Origin of the sequence: Faecalibacterium sp. AF10-46 (genome assembly GCF_003604105.1) — a bacterium.
In the GTDB taxonomy this organism is placed as follows: Bacteria; Bacillota; Clostridia; order Oscillospirales; family Ruminococcaceae; genus Faecalibacterium; species Faecalibacterium taiwanense.
In genome coordinates, this window is the sequence record NZ_QVGY01000001.1 from 155,067 (window position 1) to 180,682 (window position 25,616).

Annotated in this window: 20 protein-coding genes; 11 read left to right on the top strand and 9 right to left on the bottom strand. The window is 58.6% G+C overall.

All coding sequences use genetic code 11. The features are described 5' to 3' along the window. Positions 1–423: 423 nt before the first annotated feature. The gene (locus DWV57_RS00850) at positions 424–1,251 is read right to left on the bottom strand and encodes an RNA methyltransferase (RefSeq protein WP_120019648.1); all 828 of its coding nucleotides are present in this window, start codon (positions 1,249–1,251) and stop codon (positions 424–426) included. A gap of 196 nt (positions 1,252–1,447) precedes the next feature. On the opposite strand from DWV57_RS00850, the gene DWV57_RS00855 reads away from it, so the two are divergent. Then, complete coding sequence (locus DWV57_RS00855; protein ID WP_120019649.1) at positions 1,448–2,248, top strand: YoaK family protein; 801 nt, start codon at positions 1,448–1,450, stop codon at positions 2,246–2,248. A gap of 68 nt (positions 2,249–2,316) precedes the next feature. On the opposite strand, the gene DWV57_RS00860 is transcribed toward DWV57_RS00855, so the two are convergent. Then, positions 2,317–5,619, bottom strand: a complete 3,303-nt coding sequence (locus DWV57_RS00860; protein ID WP_120019650.1) for an ATP-binding cassette domain-containing protein — start codon at positions 5,617–5,619, stop codon at positions 2,317–2,319. A gap of 223 nt (positions 5,620–5,842) precedes the next feature. Between DWV57_RS00860 and DWV57_RS14290 the strand changes: the two genes are divergently transcribed. The 6 genes from DWV57_RS14290 (at position 5,843) to DWV57_RS14915 (ending at position 12,703) form a co-directional block, all read left to right on the top strand. Beyond that, positions 5,843–6,070, top strand: a complete 228-nt coding sequence (locus DWV57_RS14290) for a hypothetical protein (protein WP_133303622.1) — start codon at positions 5,843–5,845, stop codon at positions 6,068–6,070. Between the two features lie 68 nt (positions 6,071–6,138). Further along, a complete protein-coding gene (locus tag DWV57_RS00865; RefSeq protein ID WP_242959366.1) occupies positions 6,139–6,444 on the top strand; it encodes a hypothetical protein in 306 nt (101 codons plus the stop codon). Continuing rightward, entirely contained in the window at positions 6,434–7,171 is a 738-nt protein-coding gene (locus DWV57_RS00870) for a response regulator (protein ID WP_097778216.1), read from the top strand. Before DWV57_RS00865 ends, DWV57_RS00870 begins: the two co-directional genes overlap by 11 nt. Positions 7,172–7,197: 26 nt before the next feature. Then, on the top strand, positions 7,198–8,043 hold the full coding sequence (locus DWV57_RS00875) for a HAMP domain-containing sensor histidine kinase (RefSeq protein ID WP_120019651.1): 846 nt from the start codon (positions 7,198–7,200) through the stop codon (positions 8,041–8,043). A 353-nt stretch (positions 8,044–8,396) separates the two neighbouring features. Continuing rightward, positions 8,397–11,336 carry an acyl-CoA dehydratase activase gene (locus DWV57_RS00880; protein WP_165853633.1) on the top strand — a complete coding sequence of 980 codons (2,940 nt, stop codon included), beginning with the start codon at positions 8,397–8,399 and terminating at the stop codon, positions 11,334–11,336. Between the two features lie 50 nt (positions 11,337–11,386). Beyond that, a complete protein-coding gene (locus DWV57_RS14915; RefSeq protein ID WP_120019653.1) occupies positions 11,387–12,703 on the top strand; it encodes a 2-hydroxyacyl-CoA dehydratase in 1,317 nt (438 codons plus the stop codon). Between the two features lie 99 nt (positions 12,704–12,802). Here the strand turns inward: DWV57_RS14915 and DWV57_RS00890 are convergent, their stop codons facing one another. Together DWV57_RS00890 and DWV57_RS00895 are read right to left on the bottom strand one after the other, a co-directional pair. Continuing rightward, a complete protein-coding gene (locus tag DWV57_RS00890) occupies positions 12,803–14,035 on the bottom strand; it encodes a 6-phosphofructokinase (RefSeq protein WP_044953421.1) in 1,233 nt (410 codons plus the stop codon). Positions 14,036–14,118: 83 nt separating this feature from the next. Next, the gene (locus DWV57_RS00895) at positions 14,119–15,342 is read right to left on the bottom strand and encodes a 6-phosphofructokinase (RefSeq protein ID WP_005939849.1); all 1,224 of its coding nucleotides are present in this window, start codon (positions 15,340–15,342) and stop codon (positions 14,119–14,121) included. 345 nt (positions 15,343–15,687) lie between these two features. On the opposite strand from DWV57_RS00895, the gene DWV57_RS00900 reads away from it, so the two are divergent. Continuing rightward, the gene (locus DWV57_RS00900; protein ID WP_120019916.1) at positions 15,688–16,695 is read left to right on the top strand and encodes a GDSL-type esterase/lipase family protein; all 1,008 of its coding nucleotides are present in this window, start codon (positions 15,688–15,690) and stop codon (positions 16,693–16,695) included. A gap of 54 nt (positions 16,696–16,749) precedes the next feature. Here the strand turns inward: DWV57_RS00900 and DWV57_RS00905 are convergent, their stop codons facing one another. Then, complete coding sequence (locus DWV57_RS00905) at positions 16,750–17,223, bottom strand: methylated-DNA--[protein]-cysteine S-methyltransferase (protein ID WP_120019654.1); 474 nt, start codon at positions 17,221–17,223, stop codon at positions 16,750–16,752. An 87-nt stretch (positions 17,224–17,310) separates the two neighbouring features. Here DWV57_RS00905 and DWV57_RS00910 point away from each other — a divergent pair, with 87 nt between their 5' ends. From DWV57_RS00910 to DWV57_RS00920, 3 genes are all read left to right on the top strand, one after another. Next, positions 17,311–18,036 carry an NAD-dependent protein deacylase gene (locus DWV57_RS00910; RefSeq protein WP_097774769.1) on the top strand — a complete coding sequence of 242 codons (726 nt, stop codon included), beginning with the start codon at positions 17,311–17,313 and terminating at the stop codon, positions 18,034–18,036. Positions 18,037–18,123: 87 nt separating this feature from the next. Next, positions 18,124–18,762: a hypothetical protein gene (locus DWV57_RS00915; protein WP_120019655.1), complete on the top strand. Its 639-nt coding sequence runs from the start codon at positions 18,124–18,126 to the stop codon at positions 18,760–18,762. Positions 18,763–18,783: 21 nt separating this feature from the next. Beyond that, on the top strand, positions 18,784–19,746 hold the full coding sequence (locus DWV57_RS00920) for a D-2-hydroxyacid dehydrogenase (protein WP_120019656.1): 963 nt from the start codon (positions 18,784–18,786) through the stop codon (positions 19,744–19,746). Positions 19,747–19,781: 35 nt separating this feature from the next. Here the strand turns inward: DWV57_RS00920 and DWV57_RS00925 are convergent, their stop codons facing one another. The 4 genes from DWV57_RS00925 to DWV57_RS00940 all read right to left on the bottom strand — a co-directional run bounded on the left by DWV57_RS00925 (position 19,782) and on the right by DWV57_RS00940 (position 25,404). Continuing rightward, the gene (locus DWV57_RS00925) at positions 19,782–20,945 is read right to left on the bottom strand and encodes an aminotransferase class I/II-fold pyridoxal phosphate-dependent enzyme (RefSeq protein ID WP_120019657.1); all 1,164 of its coding nucleotides are present in this window, start codon (positions 20,943–20,945) and stop codon (positions 19,782–19,784) included. Between the two features lie 292 nt (positions 20,946–21,237). Then, a complete protein-coding gene (locus DWV57_RS00930; protein ID WP_097781966.1) occupies positions 21,238–21,930 on the bottom strand; it encodes a peptidoglycan-binding domain-containing protein in 693 nt (230 codons plus the stop codon). A gap of 3 nt (positions 21,931–21,933) precedes the next feature. Beyond that, positions 21,934–23,997, bottom strand: coding sequence for a peptidoglycan-binding protein (locus DWV57_RS00935; RefSeq protein WP_243112276.1), 2,064 nt, complete (start codon positions 23,995–23,997; stop codon positions 21,934–21,936). Between the two features lie 396 nt (positions 23,998–24,393). Further along, positions 24,394–25,404 carry a LacI family DNA-binding transcriptional regulator gene (locus DWV57_RS00940; RefSeq protein ID WP_097778204.1) on the bottom strand — a complete coding sequence of 337 codons (1,011 nt, stop codon included), beginning with the start codon at positions 25,402–25,404 and terminating at the stop codon, positions 24,394–24,396. Positions 25,405–25,616 lie beyond the last annotated feature (212 nt).

Consider the following 25,616-nt stretch of genomic DNA (forward strand, 5'->3'; position numbering starts at 1 on the left):
CTCCCAGCTGAGCTATAGGCCCATATTTAGGGGCGTGACTCGGTTGGGCGACCAACCGACATACTCCCCATTTGAATGCCCACAACTCTGTGGGGCACAAAAGCGATACGCTTGCACTCCCAACTGAGCTACGAGCCCATATTTAAGCCCCCAAAAACCGCTTGGGGGCGCGTGGTATATAACTCCAGATTGTTTAAGGACCGCATGGGCTCCCAGCTGAGCTATAGGCCCATATTTAGGGGCGTGACTCGGTTGGGCGACCAACCGACATACTCCCCATTTGAATGCCCACAACTCTGTGGGGCACAAAAGCGATACGCTTGCACTCCCAGCTGAGCTATAGGCCCATGTGATGACCCTGTAAGTGTAACTCTGTTCGGGCGATTTGTCAAGTATTTTGGGCAGGGCCAAAAGCCTGGCTCATCAGCGGTTGCCTAGCTGCCAGAAAGCAACAGCGCTGGCAGCGGCAACATTCAGGGAATCCACGCCGTGGGACATAGGAATCTTTACGGTGTAGTCACAGGCGGCAATGGTGCTGTGGGCAAGGCCGTCACCCTCTGTGCCCAGCACGATGGCAAGCTTCGGCTCAGCGGAAAGAGCGCTGTCGTCAATGCTTACGGAGCGGTCGCTCAGAGCCATGGCAGCAGTCTTGAAGCCAAGACTGTGCAACTGAGCAATGCCGTTTTCCGGCCAGTCGGCAGGACAGGTGCCAATCTGCGCCCAGGGCACCTGAAACACGGTGCCCATGCTCACACGCACGGCACGGCGGCACAGCGGGTCGCAGCAGGAAGGAGTAACGAGCACGGCATCCATGTTCAGTGCAGCGGCGCTGCGGAAGATCGCTCCCACATTGGTGGAGTCCACAATGCCCTCCAGAACGGCCACCCGGCGGGCATTGCGGCAGACCTCTTCCACGCTGCGCGGCAGCGGGCGGCGGAGGGCGCACAGCACGCCGCGGGTCAGTACGAAGCCGGTCAGGCTGGCAAGGGTCTCACGGTCGGCTGTGTACACCGGGGCATCACCGCAGCGGGTCAGGATAACGGCAGCCGGGCCGGTGATCTGTTTGCGCTCCATGAGCAGGGAGAGCGGGGTGTATCCGGCATCCAGCGCACGGGTGATCACCTTGGGGCTTTCGGCAATAAAGATGCCTTTATCCGGCTCCAGACGATTGCGCAGCTGCGCTTGCGTCAGGCGGGCATAGACATCCAGCTCCGGTGCGGAAAGGTCTGTGATCTCGACAATATTCGGCATAAGGAAGTTCTCCTTTGGAAAAGCTTTTTTCTTATTCTAACACAACCTGTGAGGGAATGCAAAGTGCGGGCCGGGCACGGCCGTATTTTTGGCTCTGGCAGGACGCAGGGATATACATGCATGACATGTAAAATTGATATGAACCAAGCTGTAAAAATATATTATAATAGGGTGCGAAAAGAGGGGAAAAGGTAATATGAAAACAAAACATCATGGGCAGATGTCGGAGTCCTTCCTGACGGCGGTGTTCCTTTCGCTTTCGGGCGGGCTGCAGGATGCCTATACGTATCTGTTCCGCGGCAAGGTGTTTGCAAATGCACAGACCGGCAACATCGTGCTGCTGAGTGCCAACATCATGGATGGTCAGTGGGATCGGGTGCTACACTATCTGGTTCCTCTGTGTGCTTTTGCGCTGGGCGTACTGGTGGCAGAAAAGATGCGGGAGTGCTTTCGTGACATGCAGCGGCTTCACTGGCGGCAGCTGGTGGTGCTGGGCGAAGTGCTTCTGCTGTTCGTTGTAGGTTTTTTACCGCAGGAGCAGAATCTGCTGGCAAACGCCATCGTTTCCTTCTCCTGCGCGATGCAGGTGCAGGCGTTCCGCAAGGTGAACGGCTATGCATTTGCCAGCACTATGTGCATTGGTGACCTGCGCAGCGGTGTGGAAGCATTCTGCATCTGGCGCAAGACCCATGAGCCGAAAGCTAAGGACCGGATGATGCGTTATTTTGGCATCATCCTGCTGTTCGCGGTGGGTGCCGGTATTGGAAGCGTGGGCGCAGCGCGGCTGGCAGAAAAGACCATCTGGATCTCCTGCGGGCTGCTGCTGGTAAGCTTTGCACTCATGTTCATCCGGGAAGAAATCAAAGAAAACCCTGCGATCGAAAAGGATCTGGCTGAGATCCGGCAGGAGACACAGGAGATCGACCGGACTCTCAAGCAGGAACTGAAGGAAGAGCGCGAGGAACTGCATGAGGAATTACACGAGAAATTGAGATAAAGCACCGGACATCAAAAAAGGAGCCGCTGCGTGATGCAGCGACTCCTTTTGCTTGCAGAGAAAGGAAATTACTCAGAACGCAGGGCGGTGACGGGGTTGCACTTGGCTGCGCTGCGGGCGGGAATCAGGCCGCCAAGGATCGTGAGCAGGGTAGCCAGAACGATCAGGATCAGTGCAGCCTTGGGCGGCAGCACAGCGGTGACGCTGGTGGTTCCTGCAATGGAGTGGATGAGCATGTTGCCGGGGATCAGCAGCAGCAGGCACAGGCCCACGCCGATCACGCCGGAGCACATTCCGATAATGAAGGTTTCGGCATTGAATACCTCGGAGACATTGTGCTTGGATGCACCGATGGCACGCAGAATACCGATCTCCTTGCGGCGTTCCAGCACGCTGATATAGGTGATGACACCGATCATGATGGAAGAAACCACCAGCGAGATGGCAACAAAGGCCACCAGCACATTGCTGACCATATCTACGATCCTGGTCACGGCGCTCATCAGGGTGCCAACCGTATCCGAGAATACGATCACCTTGTCCTCTTCTCCCTGCGCACGCATGGCGGCGTTGTAGGCGTTCAGGCTGTCCACGATGCGGTTCTTGGCCTCAAAGCTCTTGGGGTAGATCCAGATGCTGCCGGGCTTGGCATAATCCGAATAGCCCAGTGCACCAAGAACACTGCCGTAGGAGGTGGTGCTGGACTGCAGGTTCATTTTGACCAGATCCACAAGGTCGTCGGTGCTCATGTTCACCTGCACGGCACTCTGGAACACAGTGGGGTCGATCTTCAGGGCATCTTCCACCTGACTGCTGAGCTGAGCGATGTTGTTCTGGATGGCGGACTGGATCTGCTGGCTGAACTGAGTGGTCAGCTGGGTCATCAGCTGCTGCATCACGGTGCTCATCTGGGTCTGAATGGCAGCGGTAAGTTTGGTCTGCAGAGCTTCGCCCAGCTTCTGACTCAGCTGTTCCGAGTAGCTTTGCAGATAGCTCGTCATGATGCCCTGCAGGTTCTGCTGAAGTGAAGCGGTGAACTGCTCCTGCAGGCCGGTGGTGTCCAGCAGGTCGCCCATGGATTCGGACAGAAGCTGTTTGAACTGGTCGCTCTCCATATAGGAAGAGAAACCGATCTTATCCAGATTCAAGATGCCGTTGCCGATGATATAGCGCTTATAGCCATTCATGATCTTCTTCATCAGGCTCTGCAGCGCATCCTCCGAGACGGACAGGTCCATATCGGCAAACAACTGGCTCAGATCCAGCGCGTCCATGTCCGGCAGCTCCACATCGCTCATGTCGATGTCGCTCAGGTCCAGATCGCTCAGATCCAGCTGGAACGCGGACGGATCAAGGATGGAGGAAAAGTCAAAGCTGCCATCCTGCAGATCAAATGCACCGCTCAGGTCGAACTGCAGCTTGCTTGCATCGAACTGGAAGGAATCCTTCAGCATATCGGTATCCACCGAGAACAGGGAAGAAATGTCAAGATCGGTTTTGCGCTGGTCGGCATCAAAGCGCTCGCCGGTCAGCACGTTCACTTCCGGGTCGGCAAGCTGCTGCTTTACCACTTCACTTTCGGCTGCATGGTCGATGGCGTAGTTGGTGAGTGCATGGGTATAGGCAACGCCTATGGGCAGAATGGTGGAGCTGGCATCTGCGCGGGGCTGCACCACGCCCACGATGGTCAGATCCGGACTGTTTTCCACAAGCTGCTCCACATACGCTTCATCGTCGGAGCGGTTGCGCCAGATCTGGCGTTCTTCGTCATAAACGTAATAGTCTGAGTTGGTAACGATCTTATATTTCAGGCCCACAAAGGTATCGTAGGGGTAGGTGCCGTAGCCGGTGGGAGCCTGTGTGTTCTTGTTTTTTGCGTACTCCTGCAGAAAACGCATCATCACGCTGTCGTCCTCAATGCCCAGAATATAAAGAGCGTAGTCGCTGATGCTGCCATCCGAATTCAGCACAAGAACGGCCTCGTTGTAGCTTTCCGGCCAGCGGCCTGCCTTGACATCGTACTGATCTTCGTACAGCGAAGGCTCTTCGGCCATCTCGGTAAACACGCTCTGGTTGGTCATGGAAGAGACGATGCCGGCGGCAGAGGTGGTGTTGTTCAGCGCAGAAAGGCTGCTGTCCGGGAAGATCTGGCGCACGGTGCCGTCCTTGTTCTGGCGGTAGATCAGCGGTACGGTGCCGTAGGTATACTCGATGGAAGCAGCATCCTCTGAGATGGTGCACTCGCTGCTGTCCAGATATTTTTTCAGGGAAGCAAGGTCATTGACAGAGGAATTATCCTCGGTCAGCTGGCTCAGCAGTTCACGCACCGTGACCATGCCCTCCGGGGTGGAAGAAGTGCTGGTGGTGCCCACATTGGTGTTGTCGGCAACGGCGCTGGTGTAGCTTTCCGGATCCAGCAGGGCGGCAAGGTCCACGCCGGTGGTCGAGAGCTGCAGCGGATATTCCGAAAGGGTGGAGCGTTCCATCTCCTGGATATAATTGCTCACACCGGCCGAGAGCGAAAGGATGAGCGCAATGCCGATGATGCCGATGGAACCGGCAAACGCGGTGAGCAGGGTGCGGGTCTTTTTGGTGAGCAGGTTGTTGAAGCTCAGCGCGAGAGCGGTGAGCGGCGACATGGAAGAACGGCCCAGATTTTTGTGCACCGGCGGCACCTGAGCGGAATCATCCGGCGTAAACGGTGCGGTGTCCGATTGGATCACGCCGTCCCGCAGGCGGACGATGCGGGTAGCATACTGCTCTGCAAGCTCCGGGTTATGGGTGACCATGACCACAAGGCGGTCTTTGGCCACCTCCTTCAGCAACTCCATCACCTGAATGCTGGTGTCGCTGTCCAGTGCGCCGGTCGGCTCGTCGGCCAGCAGGATGTCGGGGTTGTTGACCAGTGCGCGGGCAATGGCCACACGCTGCATCTGGCCGCCGGACATTTCGCTGGGGTGCTTGTGCAGCTGGTCGCCCAGACCTACCTGCTCCAGCGCCTTGGTGGCCCGGCTGCGGCGCTCGGCACCGGAAATGCCGGAGATGGTCAGCGCCAGCTCCACATTGGAAAGCACTGTCTGGTGCGGGATGAGGTTATAGCTCTGGAACACAAAGCCAATGGTGTGGTTGCGGTAAGAGTCCCAGTTGCGGTCGGTATATTTTTTGGTGGAGATGCCGTTGATGATCAGATCACCGCTGTCGTAGCGGTCCAGACCGCCAATGACGTTCAGCAGGGTGGTCTTACCGGAACCGCTGGGGCCGAGAATGGCGACGAATTCGTTGTCCCGCAGGTTCAGGCTGACATCATCCAGTGCTTTCTGCACCAGATCGCCGGTCTTGTATTCTTTCTTGATGTGGTTGAGTTGGAGCATGTGTGAGCCTTTCCGGCGCATCCTCGCAGGAACGCTGCCGCTATACATTATAATAAACTGCCCGGATACAGGACCCGCAGCAAGGCGTTATACACTTCTATTTTACCGGAACAATATGAAAAAACTGTGTATATTTCAACGTAAATTTTGACCGGACCGGTATTTTTGGCTTTTGAGGCAGAAAAACAGGAAAATAAAGGAAAAATTGACGTGGAGGTTGAATTTGCGTCGCCGTCGTGCTATTTTAATAGCGGAAGATCCTGATAAAACGGAAAAACATCACGAAAGCAGAATTGCACTGCCAATACGACGCAAAAAATCTGCGATCAAACGCAAGTACAAAATAAAATGTGCCACGGAACAGAAAAACACGACAAAAAAATGCAACGAATGTGATTTTGATGTTTTTAGACGCTTTTTCAGGATTGAACCAGCCCTCCTTGCTCTTTAAAATAAGATAAGAAAAACAAGGAATGCCTTAAAAATGTCGCAGGACCTTGTAGCAAGGGAGGAAAAATTATGGAACGTACATTTTCACCTATGATCCGTCAGTTTTCGGCAATCGACGGGTTGCAGAAAGCATATACGCTGGTATACTCAATGGATACAGGCAACGAAGACGGCTGCTGCCTGACGCTTTGCCGTACCGGGAACCGGCAGTACATGCAAAGCTGCTACATTGCAGCTGCACCAGAGTTCTGCTACCGGATCCTGCGCTATCTGTGTGAGAATGGTGTCCAGCCGGAGATCTGGCAGGATGTGGTAGAAGAACTGACCGATACAGAACAGCTCAGGCAGAAAGGCGGCGCGTTGCGTGGAGAGTGAGCACACAGCAAAAACGCTGCAGATCGCCCTTGGAAGCTACGACCGCAAGGAACTGCGGGTGGAAAAGAACTACCTGCAGGAGCAAAGCCCTGCGTTGGAGTGCACCTGCTTCCAGAACGGCGGCCGTCTGCTGGAACAGCTGCGTCAGGGCCGTCAGTTTGATGTTGTGATCCTCTGCAGCCAGCTGGAAGATATGAGCGGGCTGGAGTTTTTAATGAATATCCGCAGCATGGATCCCAAACCGAATGTTGTTCTGTTTGATGAGGGCAGGCGGCAGAATACGAGTGCCATCTGTCTGGAATCGGGCGATGGGTTCTGCTATGTGGGCCATGCCGAACTGAAGAACCTGCTGTGGGAGCTGTACCGCCTGCCGGGACGGCAGAGCCAGCGCATAGAACGCAAGTGTCAGGAACTGTACGAGGGCTGGGGCATCCAGCTGCCGGACGTGAACTGCAACTATCTTTCCTGTGCGGTGGGCGTGGTGTACGGCACCAGCCAGAAGCTGGCCATCCGCAAGGAGATCCTGCAGGCGGTGAGCGAGCAGTACGATGTGTCGGTCTCTGCTGTGGACAGCGGCATCCGGCGTATGATCGACCAGCTGGAAGCAAAGCCCTCGGTCAAGTGGCTGCGCTTCAAGGAAGAAAGCGGATTTGCGGACGAGAAACCTACCACTGGTAAACTGATCTACACAGTCAAGAATTATCTTCAGCGTCAGAAGGACGACTGAGCATAAAACACAGGAGGCGCAAGGGTATGGAGCAGATGCGGCAGAACGAGGCGGGTGCACTGACCGCGCAGGCGGTCCCGCAGAAGGATGTGGAACAGGCATGCTTCCATGCACTGGGTCTGATCGGACGCAATTGCGAATATCTGGACCAGCACCTTGCGCATGTGGGTGCCGACCAGCAGACCCGGCAGGCGGTGAACGATATCAGCGCTGCGTCGGCAAGGCTGGACCGCACTGTGAACGAAGTGATGTCGCTGCTGGATTTTCTGCGCACCGAGGAAGACCCGCGGCTCTATCCGCTGGACCTGTGCCAGCTGCTGCAGCAGGTCGCCGCACAGGCCGATATGGTGCAGGCGCAGCTTGGGGTGGAACTGACGCTGGACTATGGCGGCTGGACAGCCTGCCGGGTCATGGCGGACCGCAATGATGCAGAACTGCTGTGCCTGCATCTGCTTTCGAATGCCTTGCGGGCCTGCAGTGCGGGCGGCAAAGTGCGGCTGATGCTGCGCCGCAGCGAAAGCTTCTGGCAGCTGACGGTGATGGATAATGGCTGCGGCCTGCCGGAAGCAGGCGAGGATACATGGCTGGAGAACCGGCGCTGCTTTCTGGGCGGCGCAAAGCTGGGCCTGCTGCTCTGCCGCGAGTGCTGCCGCCGTATGGGCTGGGGCCTGCGGGTGGAGCGCGCACCGGAAAAGGGCACACAGGCAGTGGTGACCATTCCTCTGTGCACCGACCGCATAACGGAGCCGACGGTAGAGCTGCATACGGGCGGCGATACGGCACAGGCACAGCAGCATCAGTACCAGTTGCGCAATATGCTGGTGCGGGAGCTGCGTACCATGCCGGAGCGCGGCGACCCGGACGAGCTGTGATGCATGCTGCATGATTGCTTTATAATAATGAATAAGGACTGCTGCGGGGGGAGATGCTCCTGTGCGGCAGTCCTTTTTTGTTGGCAAAGGTTAAGAACCTTTGCCAAGACACCGGCGCAGCCGCATAAAAAGCGACAAGTTCACAAAATGTTTAACTTTTTGAGCGGAAAATACTATTTTTTCTGTGTAAAATAAAGGACGCTGATTGATTGTGCCGCAAAATTGGATTATAATACATTTGTATGCGAATTGACAAAATGATTCGTTAACAAACTAATTTTTGGCAAAGAAATTGATTTTGCCGTCCACCGGGGGCTTTGCCTCCGGCATTTGTCCTTAGGAGGAAAAACAACGTGAGAGTAGGTCTTGACATCGGCAGTACCACCATCAAGTGTGTGGTGCTGGATGAACATGATGCGCTGCTGTATTCTACATACGAACGGCACTACAGCCATATTCTGGAAAAGGCGCAGGAGCTGCTGCGCCGCATCGATGCCGAGCAGCTGCACGGTCAGAAGGCGCTGCTGAGCATTTCCGGTTCGGCGGGCATGGGTCTGGCCGACAGCTGCGGCGTGCCCTTTGTGCAGGAGGTGTTCTCCACCCGCGTGGCGGTCAAGCGCTTTGTGCCTGCCACCGACTGCGTGATCGAGCTGGGCGGTGAGGATGCCAAGATCCTGTTTCTGACCAACGGTACCGAGGTGCGCATGAACGGCAGCTGTGCCGGCGGCACCGGTGCCTTCATCGACCAGATGGCCACCCTGCTGAAAATGGGTGCCGACGAGATGAACAAGGCAGCAGAGAATGCACAGCGCACCTACACCATTGCGTCCCGCTGCGGCGTGTTTGCCAAGAGCGACGTGCAGCCCCTGATCAATCAGGGTGCCCGCACCGAGGACATTGCTGCCAGCATTTATAAGGCTGTGGTCAATCAGACCATTGCAGGCCTTGCACAGGGCCGTCCCATCAAGGGCAATATCCTGTATCTGGGCGGCCCGCTCACCTTCAGCAGTGTGCTGCGCAAGAGCTTTGACGAAGCGCTGAACGTGACCGGCACCTGCCCGGAGAACAGCCTGCTGTATGTGGCACTGGGCGCTGCCCTCTATGCCGACAAGGCTTTTGTTCTGTCCGAGGTGGCCGATGCGCTGGATCAGTATGCTGCCACTGCCACCTACGCCAGCGAGCCGCCGCTGTTCGCCAGCAAGGAGGAATACGAGGCCTTCCACGCCCGCCACATGTCCCACAGTGTGCCGCGTGTGCCGTTCAGCGCGCAGTGCGGCCCGGTGCATATCGGCATCGACTCCGGCTCCACCACCGTCAAGCTGGTGGTGGTGGACGAGAAGAGCCAGATCCTTTACACCAACTATCAACCGAACCTCGGCAACCCGCTGCCTCTCATCCGGGAACAGCTGCTGAAAATTTACAAGGAGCACCCGGGCCTGCAGGTGGCCAGCGTGACCACCACCGGCTACGGCGAAGAGCTGGTGAAGAACGCATTCCGCTGCGATTACGGTCTGGTGGAAACGGTGGCTCACTTTACCGCTGCAAAATACTTTATGCCGGATGTGGATTTCATCATCGACATCGGCGGTCAGGATATGAAGTGCTTCAAGATCGAAGATGGTGCCATCAGCAACATCTTCCTGAACGAAGCATGTTCCTCCGGCTGTGGCAGCTTTTTGCAGACCTTTGCACAGGCACTGGGCTATGACGTGAAGGAATTTGCAAGCCTTGGCCTGTTTGCAGACCGCCCGGTGGATCTGGGCAGCCGCTGCACCGTGTTCATGAACAGCTCGGTCAAGCAGGCCCAGAAGGACGGCGCAAGCATCGAGAACATCTCGGCTGGTCTGTCCATCAGCGTGGTCAAGAACGCACTGTACAAGGTCATCCGCGCGTCCAGTCCGGAAGAGCTGGGCCGTAAGATCGTGGTGCAGGGCGGTACCTTTTATAATGAAGCCGTGCTCCGCGCCTTTGAAAAGGAGATGGGCGTGGAGGTCATCCGCCCGGACATTGCCGGTCTGATGGGTGCTTACGGTGCGGCGCTGTTCGGCCTGCGCCAGAGCCAGAAGGCCCACAAGACTGCTTCTGCCATGATGAGCCAGAAAGAGCTGGAAAAGTTTGAGCAGAAGGTGGTCAGCGTGAAGTGCGGCGGCTGCGGCAACCACTGCCAGCTTACCGTCAACACCTTTGCGGATGGCCGCAAGTACATCTCCGGCAACCGCTGCGATAAGCCTGTGACCGGCAAGAGTGCCGACGACAGCCTGAACCTCTACGCCTACAAGCAGCAGCTTCTGGCCGAGTATAAGCCGGTGGCCGGCAAGCGCGGCTCCATCGGCATCCCGCTGTGTCTGGGCTTCTACGAGCTGCTGCCCTTCTGGTGGGCCTTCTGGACAAAGCTTGGCTTTGCCGTGCACACCAGCCCGGTGTCCAGCCGCGGCCTGTACCTCGCCGGTCAGGCTACTATCCCCAGCGATACCGCCTGCTTCCCGGCAAAGCTGAGCCACGGCCACATCAAGGCCCTGAGCCAGATGCAGCTGGACGCTATTTTCTATCCCTGCCTGACCTACAATGTGGACGAGGGACTGGGCGACAACCACTATAACTGCCCGGTGGTGGCCTACTACCCCGAGGTTCTGGCAGGCAACTGCCCGGAGCTGGAGGGCACCAAGTTCATCTATGATTATGTGGGCATCCACCGCCCGAAGGACTTTGTGCACAAGATGGCAAAGAACATCCTGCCCAAGTACTTTGGCGGTATCTCCGAGAAGGAAGTGCAGGCCGCAGCGGATGCCGCCTATGCGGAATACGAGTCCCACATGGCAAAGATCCGCGTGAAGGGCAGCGAGATCATCGATGAAGCCCGCCGTCAGGGCAAGCGCATCATCGTGCTGGCAGGCCGCCCCTACCATGTGGACCCCGAGGTGAACCACGGCATCGACCGCCTCATCACCCGCCACGGTGCTGCCGTTGTTACCGAGGACAGCATTTCCAACCGGGTGCAGAAGTTCCCTACCAGTGTACTGAACCAGTGGACCTATCACAGCCGCCTGTATGCCGCCGCCAAGTACTGCACCACCCAGAAGGATATGGATCTGGTGCAGCTGGTGTCCTTCGGCTGCGGCGTGGATGCCATCACCACCGACGAGACCCGCGAAATTCTGCAGGAGGGCGGCAAGCTCTACACCCAGCTCAAGATCGACGAGATCACCAATCTGGGTGCCGTGAATATCCGCCTGCGCAGTCTGTTCGCCGCTCTGGATGAGCGGGACGAGGTAGCCGCAGAAAAGGCAGAATAAAATAGAGATAGAGCAAAAAGCTTTTTAAGAAAGCAACATAGGAGGAACCTATGGAATACAATTATCCCAAATTTACTCCGGAGATGAAGAAGACCCATACCATCCTCATCCCCAACATGGCCATTACCCAGTTCCGCCTGCTGGAGTACGCTCTGCGTTACGACGGCTACAAGTGCAAAATTCTGGGCAACTGCGGCAGTGCCGTGGCACAGCTGGGCCTGAAATACGTCCACAACGACACCTGCTACCCGGCTCTGCTGGTCATCGGTCAGTTTCTGGACGCGTTGAACAGCGGCAAGTACGATCTGGACCACACCGCCCTGCTCATCACCCAGACCGGCGGTGGCTGCCGTGCCTCCAACTACATTCATCTGCTGCGCAAGGCACTGGTCAAGGCGGGCTATCCGCAGATCCCGGTGGCCAGCCTGAACTTCTCGGGTCTGGAAAAGGACAGCGGCTTCCAGATGACCCTGCCGCTGGCTCGCCGTGCGCTGGCCTGCATCTTCTACGGCGATATGCTGTGCGCTCTGCGCAATCAGGTGGCACCTTACGAGAACGAGAAGGGGGCTGCCGATAAGATGGTAGACCTGTGGGTGGAACGCTTGGGCCGCGTGCTGCTGGCAGGCAAGGGCTACACCTCCAAGGAGATGAAGCACACCTTCCCCCTCATCGCAAAGGACTTTGCTGCCATCCCCGTTACCCGGGTGCCCAAGGTCAAGGTGGGCGTGGTTGGCGAAATTTACGTCAAGTACAGCCCGCTGGGCAACAACGACCTGCAGAAGTTCCTCGAAAGTCAGGACTGCGAGGTGAACTTCCCGGGCCTGATGGGCTTTGTGCAGTACTGCGCCTTCAACATGGGCGAGGATCATGTACTGTACGGCGGCAAGCTGGCTGTGAAGATCGGCATTGACCAGTTCCTGAACTGGCTGGACAGCATCGAGCGCGCCATGCTCAAGGCTGAGGCCGACGCAGGCTTCTACGCCCCCGGCCCCTTCAAGGAGCTGGTGGAAAAGCCCAAGGGCATCATTTCGCTGGGTGCCAAGATGGGCGAGGGCTGGCTGCTGACTGCCGAGATGATCGAGCTGGTGCAGGGCGGCTACGGCAACATCGTGTGTGCCCAGCCCTTCGGCTGCCTGCCCAACCACATCGTGGGCAAGGGCATGGTGAACAAGATCCGCGCCCTGTACCCCAGTGCCAACATCACCCCCATCGATTACGACCCCAGCGCCACCAAGGTCAATCAGGAGAACCGCATCAAGCTGATGCTGGCAGTGGCCAAGGAGCGCCTAAATGCCCCGGTGGAGGCAAAGCCCCTGACGGCAGAGGAGATCGCAGGCGGCGCACCCAAAGTCGGCGCAGCGGTCTGATGTTCTAAGGCGGAGAATACCGAAATGCAAAAAGCCCGTCCGGGCCTAAAACTCGGACGGGCTTTCATCATGCCTTGAGAAAAATCAATGCAGGAGAGATCACTTCTGATTCTTCATGTAGATGTGGTGGGGCAGACCGGCAATGTACAGCGGGGTCAGCTCGGCCTGGATCAGCGGGCGGGCATAAGCAAGGAACTCATCGGTCATCTGGGTGTGGTTGGCGTTCATCCAGCTCAGCGGCACCTTCTTTTCAAGGTTTGCCACCTCGCTGATGGGATGCAGCTCGGTGGTGCACTGGTACGGGCTGTTGGAGATGCGCTTCAGGGCCACCATCTGGCCGGTAACGCCCTCAAAGGCCGCCTTGGCGGCAGCACCGCCCACCTGATAGGCTTCGGTGATGTCGGTGCGGCTGGTCAGATGGCCTGCGCAGCGCTGCAGGGTGGAAAGCTCGATGCAGCGGGTCTTTGTGTCCAGATTGCGGGCCACCACGTTGGCCAGATATCGGGCGGTGCCGGTCAGGGCCTTATGGCCGAAAGCGTCCACTGCGTGCACATCGTCGGCCAGCTCACAGACGTAACGGCCATCTTCCAGCTTTACGCCCTCGGAAACGGCGATCACGATGCTGGGCTTCTTCTCCTGCATCACGCGCACCTTCTCAATGAAGTGTTCCACATTGAAGGGCACTTCGGGCAGGCAGATCATGTCCACACCCTCGCAGTCGTCACTCTTTGCCAGAGCGGCGGCAGCGGTCAGCCAGCCGGCGTTGCGGCCCATGATCTCCACCACGGTGACGTACTTGGTGCCGTACACGGTGGCATCGCGGATGATCTCCTTCATCACCACGCCGATGTACTTGGCAGCAGAGCCGTAGCCGGGGGTGTGGTCGGTGACCATCAGGTCGTTGTCGATGGTCTTGGGCACGCCCATAAAGCGGATGTCGCTCTGGATGCGCTCGCCGTACTCGGCCAACTTGCCGATGGTATCCATGGAGTCGTTGCCGCCGATGTAGAAGAAGTAGCCGATGTTCAGCTTTTCCAGAATGGCAAACAGCTTTTTGTAGACGGTCTCGTCCTCATGCCAGTCGGGCAGCTTGTAGCGGCAGCTGCCCAGAAAGCTGGACGGGGTGCGCTTGAGCAGTTCGATGTCCAGATCGTCCGTCAGCACGGTGGAAAGATCCACCACCCGCTCCTCCAGCAGACCGGCAACGCCATTGCACATACCGTAAACGATCTCTGCGCCGCGACTCTTGCAGCTTTCAAATACGCCTGCAAGGCTTGCATTGATGACGGAAGTAGGACCGCCAGACTGACCAACGATTGCATTTTTACCCATGATGATTTCTCCTTTTTTGTTTTTCTGTTTCGGCAATATAATATTACGTGCAGGATGCACGAAAACAGACGCGGGAAAAGGGATTACAGGCGGATGTGGCGCGGGGTGCCGTTGACATAGACGGGCGTTACCTCGTCCAGGATCAGCGGACGGGCATACTCCTCAAAGGCAGCAGTCACCTGCATCCCGTCGGGGCTGATCCAGTCCAGCGGCACCTTCTTTTCAAGGTTTGCCACCTGCTGCACATCCACCGACTCGGTGATGCACTGGTAGGGATAAGCGGAAATGCGCTTGAGCGCGATCATGCGGCCGGTCTCGCCCGCAAAGGCGGCGGCTGCTGCGGCACCGCCCACAGCGTAGGCTTCGTTCACATCCGTGCGGCTGGCCAGATGGCTGGCGCAGCGCTGCAGGGTGGAAAACTCGATGGCACGGCTCTTGCAGTTCAGCTTGTCGTGGATGAGGTCGGAGAGATAACGGCTGGTGCCGCTGAGCACGGCCTTGTGGCCAAAGGCATCCAGCTGGCCTGCGGTGGACACCAGATCGCACAGATAGGTGCCGTCGGCGGTCTTTACGCCCTCGCTGGCCGCAATGATCACATTGGACTTGCGGCGCTGCAGCTCGTCCACCTTGGCAAGGAACTTGTCCTGATCGAAGGGCACCTCCGGCAGCAGGATCAGATCCGGGCCTTCGCAGTCGTCGCCGCCCGCAAGGCAGGCCGCACCGGCAAGCCAGCCCGCATGTCGGCCCATGATCTCGGCCACGGTCACGCTGCGGATGTCATACACGGAGGAATCCCGGATGACTTCCTTTAAAATAGTGGCAATGTACTTGGCGGCAGAGCCGTAGCCGGGGGTGTGGTCGGTCAGGCACAGGTCGTTGTCGATGGTTTTGGGCACACCGATGAACCGCACGCTGCTGCCCACGCGCTCACCGTAGCGGGAAAGCTTTGCGATGGTGTCCATGGAGTCGTTACCGCCAATGTAGAACACCGCGCAGATGTCGTACTTGTCAAACAGGGTGAACAGTTTGATGAAGGGTGTGGAGTCCACATCCGGGTCCGGCAGCTTGTAACGGCAGCTGCCAAGGTAGCTGGAAGGCGTGCGCTTGAGCAGTTCAATGCTCATGCGGTCGTCCAGCAGGACGTTCAGCTCCAGCATTTCTTCCTTGAGCAGACCTTCGATGCCGTATTTCATGCCGTACACCTTGTCTGCACCCAGGCTGCAGGCGGCTTTGTACACGCCTGCCAGACTGGAGTTGATCACGGCGGTAGGGCCGCCGCTCTGACCAATGATCACATTCTTGGCCATGAGTACCTCCTTTTGCAAATTTCATTCTTATCATTTGTACATCGCTGCAGGTTCCGGCTTCCGCGCCGCCAGAGTGGGGTTTGGTCTAAAGGCCCTGCACTGCCCGCAGACCGTGCGGCAAACAAACCGGATGCTGCAAGTGATACAAAAAAGTTTGCGGCATGTGCACACCCTTTTTGTAAAATGTGCAAAATTACCACATCCTTATTGTACCTGTTTTGCCTGTTGTATGCAAGACCTAATTGGTTGCGCAGGCAAAAAAATTATGATAAAATAAAAAACGCACAGCCCCGGGCGGATAAAACCCCCTTCTGTGCGGGAAAAATGGAGAAAGCTGGAAAAACCATGGGCATTTCACACGAGTATCATTCTGCGCCGCGCCGGGCACGGCGCGGTACAGTCAGCGGCAAGCTGCGCTTTCTGGGCGCAGTAGTCGCCATTTTGCTGGTATCCTACGCCATCACGGCCATTCTGGAAAAGGGCGCAGAGGGCGCGGGCGATACCCCGTCTACCAACGCCAGCGGCATTGCCGAGAACATTCTGGCACCGCTGCCCATGCAGGGCGAAGCGGACAGCAGCAGTGCTGCACAGGATGGCAGCACCGGTGGGCAGGCCGTCACACTGGAGAACTTTGGCCCTGCAAAGCAGAGCGCTGGGGCCTACACCGTCAAAGCCTATGATGCCAGCGTCATCCGCCAGCCCAGCTGCGGGCAGGTGGACCTGAGCTACTTTGCGGACGCAGCCTTTCTGGGCGACAGTCTGACGGTGGGCTTCTCGGATTACCAGATCAATCTGGGCGGGGCACTCATCTGCGGCTATACCGGCGTTGGCCCGGATGCCATTGTGAACCGCAGCGCAGTCAAAAGCCCCACCCGCGGGCAGGAGGTAGCGCTGGATGTGCTGGCCGCTGCCCGGCCCAAGAAGCTGTATATCCTGCTGGGCACTAACACCCTCACCACGCTGGGCGCTTCGGATCGCTTCCTTGCCTACTATGGCCAGATGCTGGATATGCTGCGCGAGGCTTTGGGCGAGGACTGCGTGATCTACGTGCAGTCTATCCCGCCGGTGCGACCCTCGGCAGCTGCCGAAAAGCCTGGCCTTGCATCGGATGTGCTGCGCGGTGTGAACGAGCAGCTGGCTCAGCTGGCCGCCAGCAAGGGATGCGTTTACCTTGACCTGTGGGAGACCCTTGCCGACGGCGAGGGCAACCTGAAGGAGATGCTTGCAGCGCCGGATGGCGTGCATCTCTCTGCCGGCAACGGCTACGGCGCGTGGGTCACCTACCTGCGCAACCACGCCAAGTACAGCGCGGATAATTCCTGGACGATGGGCAGCATTTACAGTGCACAATAACTTATGGTAAAAGGAAAAGGCTCTGCGAAATTTCTGCAGAGCCTTTCCCTTTGCTTATTCCTGTTTTTCCAATTCCAGAAGATACTGCTTCATCTCCACGCCATAGGCGTAGCCGGTGAGCTTGCCGGTGCTGCCCACCACCCGGTGGCAGGGCTGAAGGATGGCGATGGGGTTGCAGTGGCAGGCACCGCCCACGGCACGGCTGGCCTTGGGCTTGCCAACAGCGGCGGCCAGCTGGCCGTAGGTGCGGGTCTCACCGTAGGGGATCTTGTTCATCTCGGCCCAGACGGCCTTCTGGAAGGGGGTGCCCTTGGGGGCCAGCGGCAGATCGAATTCCCTGCGCGCCCCGGCAAAATATTCGTTCAGCTGCTCCTCGGCTTCCTGTAAAAGCGGTGTCTCGCACACCTTGCGGGGCAGCGGTTCCAGTTCCGGCACTCCGTCCGGGCAGAGGGTCAGCCCGCAGATGGCATCGTTTTCCTCTTCCAGCCGGAAGGTTCCCAGAATGCTGTTCACATACCAGACGTTCAAAAGTTGCGCTTCCTTTCCTGTGAGTTTGTGTTATACTGAAGCTATCTTAACACAAATGTACATCCGGCGAAAGGGGCGTTTTTTGTTATGGTACAGGCATTGGAAGAGATCATTGCCAAAAGCAGCAGCATCGTGTTCTTTGGCGGGGCGGGCGTTTCCACCGAGAGCGGCATCCCGGACTTCCGCAGTGTGGACGGACTTTATCATCAGAAGTACGCCTACCCGCCGGAAACGATCCTGAGCCATACCTTCTGGGAGGAGAACCCGGAGGAGTTTTACCGTTTTTACCGCGATAAGCTCATCGTGAAGGGGGCAAAGCCCAACGCGGCCCACCTGCGGCTGGCAAAGCTGGAACGGGAGGGCAGGCTGAAAGCGGTCGTCACCCAGAACATCGACGGCCTGCATCAGGCGGCGGGCAGCCGCACGGTGTACGAGCTGCACGGCAGCACCCTGCGCAACTACTGCACCCGCTGCGGTAAGTTCTACGATGTGGATTTCATTGCCAACAGCACCGGTGTGCCCCGCTGCACCGAGTGCGGCGGCATCGTCAAGCCGGATGTGGTGCTGTATGAAGAAGGGCTGGACGAGGAGGTGCTGTCCGGCGCGGTGAACGCCATCCGCCATGCGGATACCCTGATCATCGGCGGCACAAGCCTTGTGGTGTACCCGGCGGCAGGACTGATCCGGTACTTCCGGGGCGACCATCTGGTGGTCATCAACATGCAGCCCACCGGGGCAGATGCGGAAGCCGACCTGTGCATTGCAAAGCCCATTGGTCAGGTGCTGAGCGAGGATGTAACGCTGGATCTGTAAAACAAAAAGAGCGGCCCTGTTTCGCGCCGATTCTCGCCCCCGGTCCGGTATGCTGGATGCATACTGAAAAAGAATGGGGGAAACCAAATGATCCAGGTTTGTGACCCGCCGCGCACGCGGCAGGTAAGGCGGCTTTCGGCGGAGGAATTCTGCCGGCTGGCGCAGGGCGAAGTGAGCAGTGTGTACCGTCCGCGCAGCGAGGTGCTGCGGATGCTGACGGTAGGTGAGGTGTGGGGCATGTACAGTACACGCGGTGTGCCGGGAGCCGGGTGCATCCTGCTGCCCATGGATGCTGATGTGGCAGCGGCGGCTGCGCTGCGCCGCTTTCTGGGCTGGAACCGCACGTCAGGCGGATATTTTTTGACCCCGGCAGCCGGGCCGGACGGCCATGCCGCCGAGACCCTTGCGCCGCTGCTGGCTGCGGCTGCTGCCCGGCAGGAGTTTCTTGCCCGGCAGCGGGCACGGTGGGCCGTGGTGGAATGTGCAGCAGAAGAGCTGATCCCGCTGTATCTGCGTCAGGGGTTTGCTTTGCGGGCTATCCGCCCGCTGGACAGTTTGGCACCGTGTTTTCTGCTGCAGGCCGGGTGCCTTGCGCAGAATGTGCCGCCGGTATGGCTCCCGCTGGCCGACCGGGTGCACATTGCCATCCTGCTGGCTCGGGGCTATGCCGCGCTGGAAAGCCGCGAAAGCCCGCAGGGCACGGTGCTGGCACTGTATCCCGTATGATGTGAAAGTGAGGAAGTTGAAATGAAAGCAGTGGTTCTGGAAGATTATGCCATACAGCAGGGAGATCTGGACTGGTCGGGTGTGAAGGCGCTTGTGCCGGACATCACCCGCTATGGGCGCACCGCGCAGGAAGAGGTGGTGCCGCGCATCGGGGATGCGGAGATCGTGTTCCTGAATAAGTGCCGCATCGACGAAGCCGTGCTGGCCCAGTGCCCGAAGCTCAGGTGGGTGGGCATCATTGCCACCGGCACGGATAACCTTGATCTGAAGGCCTGCCGCCGCCATGGCGTGCCGGTAGCCAACGTGCCGGGCTATTCTACTTACAGTGTGGCACAGATGACCTTCAGCCTGCTGCTGGCCATCTGCCAGTGCGCCGACCGTTACCATCGCCTTGTGCAGGACGGCCAATGGCGCACCGAGGAGCCTGCGTCCTACGGTCTGCTGCCGCAGGTGGAACTGCTGGGCAAGACCTTTGGCATCTATGGCTACGGCAGCATTGGCCGGCAGACCGCCCGCATTGCCAAGGCCTTTGGCATGGAGGTGTTGGTGTGCACCCGCACCGTTCGTCCGGAGTACAAAACCGACGGTGTGGAGTTCGTGGATCTTGACACCCTGCTTGCCCGCAGCGATGTGCTCAGCCTGCACTGCCCGGCAACACCTGCAACACAGGGGCTGATCAACGCGGCCACCCTTGCAAAGGCAAAGCCCGGCATGATCTTGCTGAATACTGCGCGCGGTGCACTGGTGGACGAGCAGGCCGTGGCCGATGCGCTGAAAAACGGGAAGCTTGGCTTTTACGGCGCCGATGCCTTTGGCACTGAACCGCTGCCGCAGGCAAGCCCTTTGCGCGGCCTGCCGAATGCCCTGCTGACACCGCACATCGCGTGGGCCACCAACGAAGCCCTGCAGCGGCTGATGGATATTACTGCCAACAACCTGCGCACATGGCTGGATGGCGCGGGAGAGAATATTGTGAACGCATAAAAAAACGGGAACGCCGCATGGACGTTCCCGTTTTTTTAGTTCAGGATACCGCTTGCCTTGATGGACTGCACCGCCTCGGCAATGTGCTCCGGCGGCAGGGTGAGGGCAAAGCGCACGTAGCCTTCGCCCAGCGGGCCGAAGCTGGAACCCGGCGTGCACAGCACACCGCTCTTTTCCACAAGGTCAAGACAGAAGTCCATGCTCTTTGCGTACTTTGCCGGGATGGGTGCCCACACGAACATGCTGCCGTGACTGTCCGGCACATTCCAGCCAATGGAACGCAGGCCGCCGCACAGAGCGTCGCGGCGCTGCTGGTACAGGCCGCACTGCGTTTTTACCATGTCCAGCGGGCCGGTCAGGGCGGCGATGGCCGCTTTCTGCACCGGCAGGAACATGCCAAAATCGATCTGGCCGCGCAGTTTCTTGAAGGCGGCTACCACGTCCCTCCGGCCCACAAGAAAGCTGATGCGGGCACCGGTGACGTTGAAGCTTTTGGACAGGCTGAAGAACTCCACGCCCACATCCATGGCACCCGGCGTATTGAAGAAGCTGTTGCCCACGGCACCATCAAAGATGATGTCGCTGTAGGCGTTGTCGTGGATGATGAGAATGTCATACTTTTTGGCAAAGGCCACCAGCTCGGCGTACAGCTCCGGGGAGCCGACGCTGCCCACCGGGTTTGCGGGCAGGGAGACGATCATATACTTTGCCTTGCGGGCCACATCCTCCGGGATGTCCTTCACATAAGGCAGGAAGCCGTGCTCCTTGGTCAGCGGGTAATACCACGGCTTTGCGCCGCCCAGCAGACTGCCCGCGATGAACACCGGGTAGCAGGGAGTGGGCAGCAGCACGGTGTCGCCCTCGTCGCACAGCACCATGCCGATGTGGCCCACGCCCTCCTGACTGCCCGCACAGCTGGCCACCTGATCCGGGGTGATCTCCACATGAAAGCGGCGCTTGTAGTAGCCGCACACAGCATCCAGCAGCTCAGGTAGGTCGCGCAGGCTGTACTTCCAATTCTGCGGGTCGGCGGCTGCGTCCATCATGGCCTTGCGGATGTGCTCGGCAGGCGCAAAGTCCGGCGTGCCGACGCTCAGATTATAAATGGTACGGCCCTGTGCTTCCAGAGCTACCTTGCGTTCGTTCAGTGCGGCGAAGATCTCGTCGCCGAACAAGTCCAGTCGTTTGGAAAATTCCATGATACAATACCCCTCAAATCCTCTTGCTTTCAACATGAACCATTTTAATAATAGAGCTATTTTAGCACGTTTTTCCAAACCGCGCAACGAAAAGGGCAGATGGGGGAGAAAGTTTCAACTTTCGGTGATGGGAAGCGAAGGATGTTTCACGGGGGAACTCTTTCAGTCAAATCCTTTGGGTTTGCCAGCTCCCTCAATGAGGGAGCCTCTGGCGAAGAGGAAAAGCTTGCGGTTTTGCCAAAGGCCCCATCTCCGAGGGGGTTGGCACCGAAGGTGACTGGGGGAGTTTCTGCTAATCGATCGTCGTTTTTGTCCGTCCCACGCCGATGACGGCGGTGCTGATCTTTTTCCAGCTGTTGCAGCCGCACACACCGTCCACACGCAGGCTCGTGCGCCGCTGGAAGCCTTTCAGCGCTTCCTCCGTCCGGGCACCAAAGATGCCGTCGATTCGGCTCCCGGTCTGGTAGCCCAGCGTGGAAAGCGCGTCCTGCAGAATCATCACATAGCAGCCGCGGCTTCCCCGCCGCAGGGTGGGGTAGCCTGCGGTGGTGCCGCTGCAGGCGGGCGTGCCGTAGCGGCGGTCCATGTGCACCCATGTGGGGGTCTGGCTCAGCGGCTCCACATAGCCCCACGCCCCGGTGCCCCGGGCTGCGTTGTAGATGGCCGTGCGGGCGGTCCGGGTCAGGCTTTGGCCCACGTCAAAGGATACGCCCGCGTAGTGCTGGCTGCGGGTGCCGTGGCCGCCCTCCCAGATGCGGCGGAAGGCATATCCCACCGGGATGCCCTTGCCGTACTTGCGGCGGGTCAGGTTCCACGCTTCCATGGCCGCAATGGTGGTCCACAGGGTGGGGCTGGCGGATTTGCCCCGGAATTCCCGCACCCGCAGGGTGGTGCCGGTGCTGTAGGGCATGGGGTCGTTCTCGTTCAGGTTTGCATAGGTGTATACCTTGTTCTCGTAGGCATCGTAGATCAGAAGTCGTGCCATCGCTCATTCCTCCTTGCTGCAGTGTGGGCAGCTCTGGGCCTGCAGCGCGGCCCATGTTCCGCGGTCCACGGTGCCGGTCACCAGCAGCCCGGCTCGCTGCTGTGTCAGCCGGACGGCGGCAGTCTCTTCCGGGCCGAAGCAGCGGTTCTCGGTCACATAGCCCTCGGTGCAGTACAGGCAGGAACGCCCGTTCAGCCATGTCTCCACCTGCGCCACGTCCGGCCCCACGCTGCCCGCGCCGATGGCCCGGCCCGGGTAGACCGGGCCATGCCCGATGCTGCGGTCGGGGTTGGGCATTTCGGCGGCGAGCTGCAGGCTCAGCGCTTCCACAGCTGTCCATGTGTCGGCATCCGCAATGCCGGTCTCGGGCAGGCCCAGCAGCTCCTGTGCGCTGCGGGTGGCGACGGTAGTCTCGTCGGTGTACTGGTCGGAGAGGGGCGGGGCCTCCACGCTGGTAAAGTAGTAGGCAATGCGCTGCAAAAGCAGGCTGTAGTAGAGCACTGCACTGCCGGAAGACCCCACTGTGAGCGGGGTACCGGGGTAGGGCAGGCGTTTCAGGGTGACCACCGGCCCGGATGTCCGCAGAGTGGACGCCTTGTCGTACAGGCTGTTCCATGTGGTACGTCCCACGATGCCATCTACAGTCAGCCCCGCAAAGCGCTGGTAGGCCCGCACGGCAGCTTCGGTGGAAGCACCGAACTGTCCGTCGATGCCAATGGCCGGGATGCTGCTCTCGTAGGCGCTCATGAGGTAGAGGTAGAACTGCAGCTCCCGCACCGCTGTGCCGGAGGAGCCTTTGCGCAGCACGCCCGGGTACTCGCCGGGGCGCAGGCTGGACGACAGCAGCTTGTTGGCGATGTCGTTGTACACCTCGTATAGCTTGTTCCATGTCGTGCGGCCCACTACACCGTCGCTGGTCAGGCCAAAGTAGGTCTGGAACCGCTTGACTGCCGCTGTGGTGGCACTGCCGAACTTGCCGTCCACCGTGATGTTGTTCAGGTTCGAGTACACCGTGCGCGCGATCTTGAGCCAGAACTGCACCAGCCGCACATTCTGTCCGCTTGCACCCTCCCGCAGGGCGGTGCCGGGGTAGGCATTGGGGGTGCCGTTGTCGGACTGGATGCTGCGGAACTGGTCGTACAGCCCGGTCCATGTGTCACGGCCCACCACGCCGTCCACGGTCAGGCCGTATTTGCGCTGGAAGGCCCGCACCGCTGCGGCTGTGCCGCTGCCGAATACGCCGTCCACCGTGACCGATGGGATGGAGGAAGTGTACTGCGCCAGCGTATTCAGCCAGAACTGCAGCTGTTCCACAGCACTGCCGGTAGAGCCGGTGCGCAGCACGGTGCCGCCCCATGTGCCGTCCGAGAGAGTGCCGCTGGATACCTCGCCCTCGCTGGTCAGCTCCGCAAGATCCTTGACCGACACATAGATATAGCTGATCTTGTACCATGTCTGCCGTCCAACTGCACCGTCGGCGGTCAGGTTGAACTGCTTCTGGAATGCCCTGACCGTGGCGGCCATCTTGGCCCCGAACACGCCGTCCACAGTCAGCAGGCCGAGGAAGGGATAGTCCTTGGTGATGCGGTTCAGCTGGCGCTGCAGGGTGAACACCGCTGTGCCGCTGTCGCCCTGCCGGATGGGCGAACCGGGGTAGCTCTGGGGGATGGACTGGATGTTCGAGGTGCGGATGATCTCGATGTCGTTGCCGTAGTAATACTTCAGGATCTGCAAGGCGTTACGGCCCTGATTGGCCAGCGTCACGGTGCCCCACTGCTTGAGACCCGGGCAGGTGACCGATTTACCGTCGCAGTATTCAGAGTAGTAGGGGTTTACGGTGCCGGTCTTGCGGATATAGGTGTTGAAGATGTCGTCGGTGATGCGCACCATCACATCGAACACCGTGCGTCCGTGAACGTAATACTGGTCGTAGCTGGTGGAGTTGGTAATGTTGAAGGTGTAGCCTTTGCTGGGGTACCACTCGGTGTAGATGCGGTTGAGTGCCAGCGAGATCTGGCAGTGGATGTTGGCTCGCAGGGCCTGCTCCGGCCAGGTAGGGCAGCACAAACCAAAGAAAAAAATAAACGCACGATCCCCCCCGAAAAACAGCAGTTTTTCAAGTTCTGAACCGTGCTTTCAAGCTTTTTTGGGCGGTGCGCGACCGCCTGCGGGGGTGCAACCCGGCGTTTGCCGGTATCGGCATCATTTTCGGGTTTGGCATGGATGTGCAGGACTCCGTCCAAAACGTTGGGATCCGGTGCCCCGGAGGATGCCGGGCAGTTGACATGCTGCTGCCGCGATTCGCCGAAACTGGCAAAAAGCCACCGCATCCACCGCATTGCTTCTCCGGCTGTCTCTGCCGGTGCTTATGGCTGTCCGCCGGACGGGCCTGCCAAAATTACAGTGGATACAGTGGCTGATTGGCTGCAAAGCCATGCCAACGATGATAGGAAGGGCATCTTCTTACCGGGTGGTTTTGCGGTACACCACCGCCGAGGAGACAGTGAGCTCCGAGGGAATACGGTGATTTTTGAGTTTGTGGATCAGCATGGAAACTGCGGCCACACAGGCTGCCTCCACACTGTTGTCCACGGAACTCAGCTCTGGGGTGCAACTTTCCGTAAGGTTCGTGTTGCCAAAACCGATCACACACAGATCGTCCGGCACTGCAATGCCGTGCCGCTGGGCATACTTGAGTACACCCACCGCAATGCTGTCCTCGGTGGCAATTACACCGTCGAACTTCAGCCCTGCTTCGGCCAGTCGCTCGACCTCGGCAGCACTTTCCTGAATATCCAGCGAACAGGAGCAGATGTACTCCTGCCGCACGGTAAGCCCGTTCTGGTGCAGAGCCTCCTGATAGCCCTCCAGCTTGCTGCGCACACTGCCGGTCATGTTGTGGTGCAGAAACAGGATGTCTTTGGCACCGCTCTTTGCCATCTGGTTCACCGCCTGAAACGCGCCCTTGCGGTCACCGCAGCGGAAGGAGTATACGTTGGGCGCATCAATGTAGCCATTGACCAGAAAAACCGGTACCTGCTGAGCAGCCTTGATGATACAGGCATTCTTTTCCGGGTCGCCTTCCACAAAGAAAGAACCCAGCACCACAATGGCATCCACGCGGCGGTCGCACATGGTCTGCAGGCAGCTTGCCTTATCCTCCATATCGTAGCCCACGCAATAGATGACGGTATCATAATCAAAGCCGCGCAGCTCCCGCTGTACATAACCGATCCCCATGGAAAAATTGCCGCAGGCATTCGGGTCGGAGGGGTCCACGCACAGGATGCCCACAGTACGCATGGTATCATGGCTGAGCCCCTGTGCGAAGGCGTTTGGGATATATCCGCTTTTATGGATCACATCCAGCACTTTTTTGCGGGTAGCGGGGCTGACCTTGCTGCTTCCGTTGATCACTCTGGATACCGTGGCAGCAGATACATTTGCCTCTCTGGAAACGTCGTAAATGTTCATCTGTACGCAGGTTCCTTTACTTGGATTTGTTGGTACAAAAATACCATATTCACGGCAGCAATGTCAAGCTGCCGTGAACCATTTTTGCGTCCGGAACTGCCGGGTGTGCAAAGATGGTCCCGCGCCGCCGCTGCATCCGAAAAACACCCCTTGCGCAGGAGCTTCCACGCAAGGGGTGTCTGGGAACAATGACCGGTTCAGCCGACAGATCA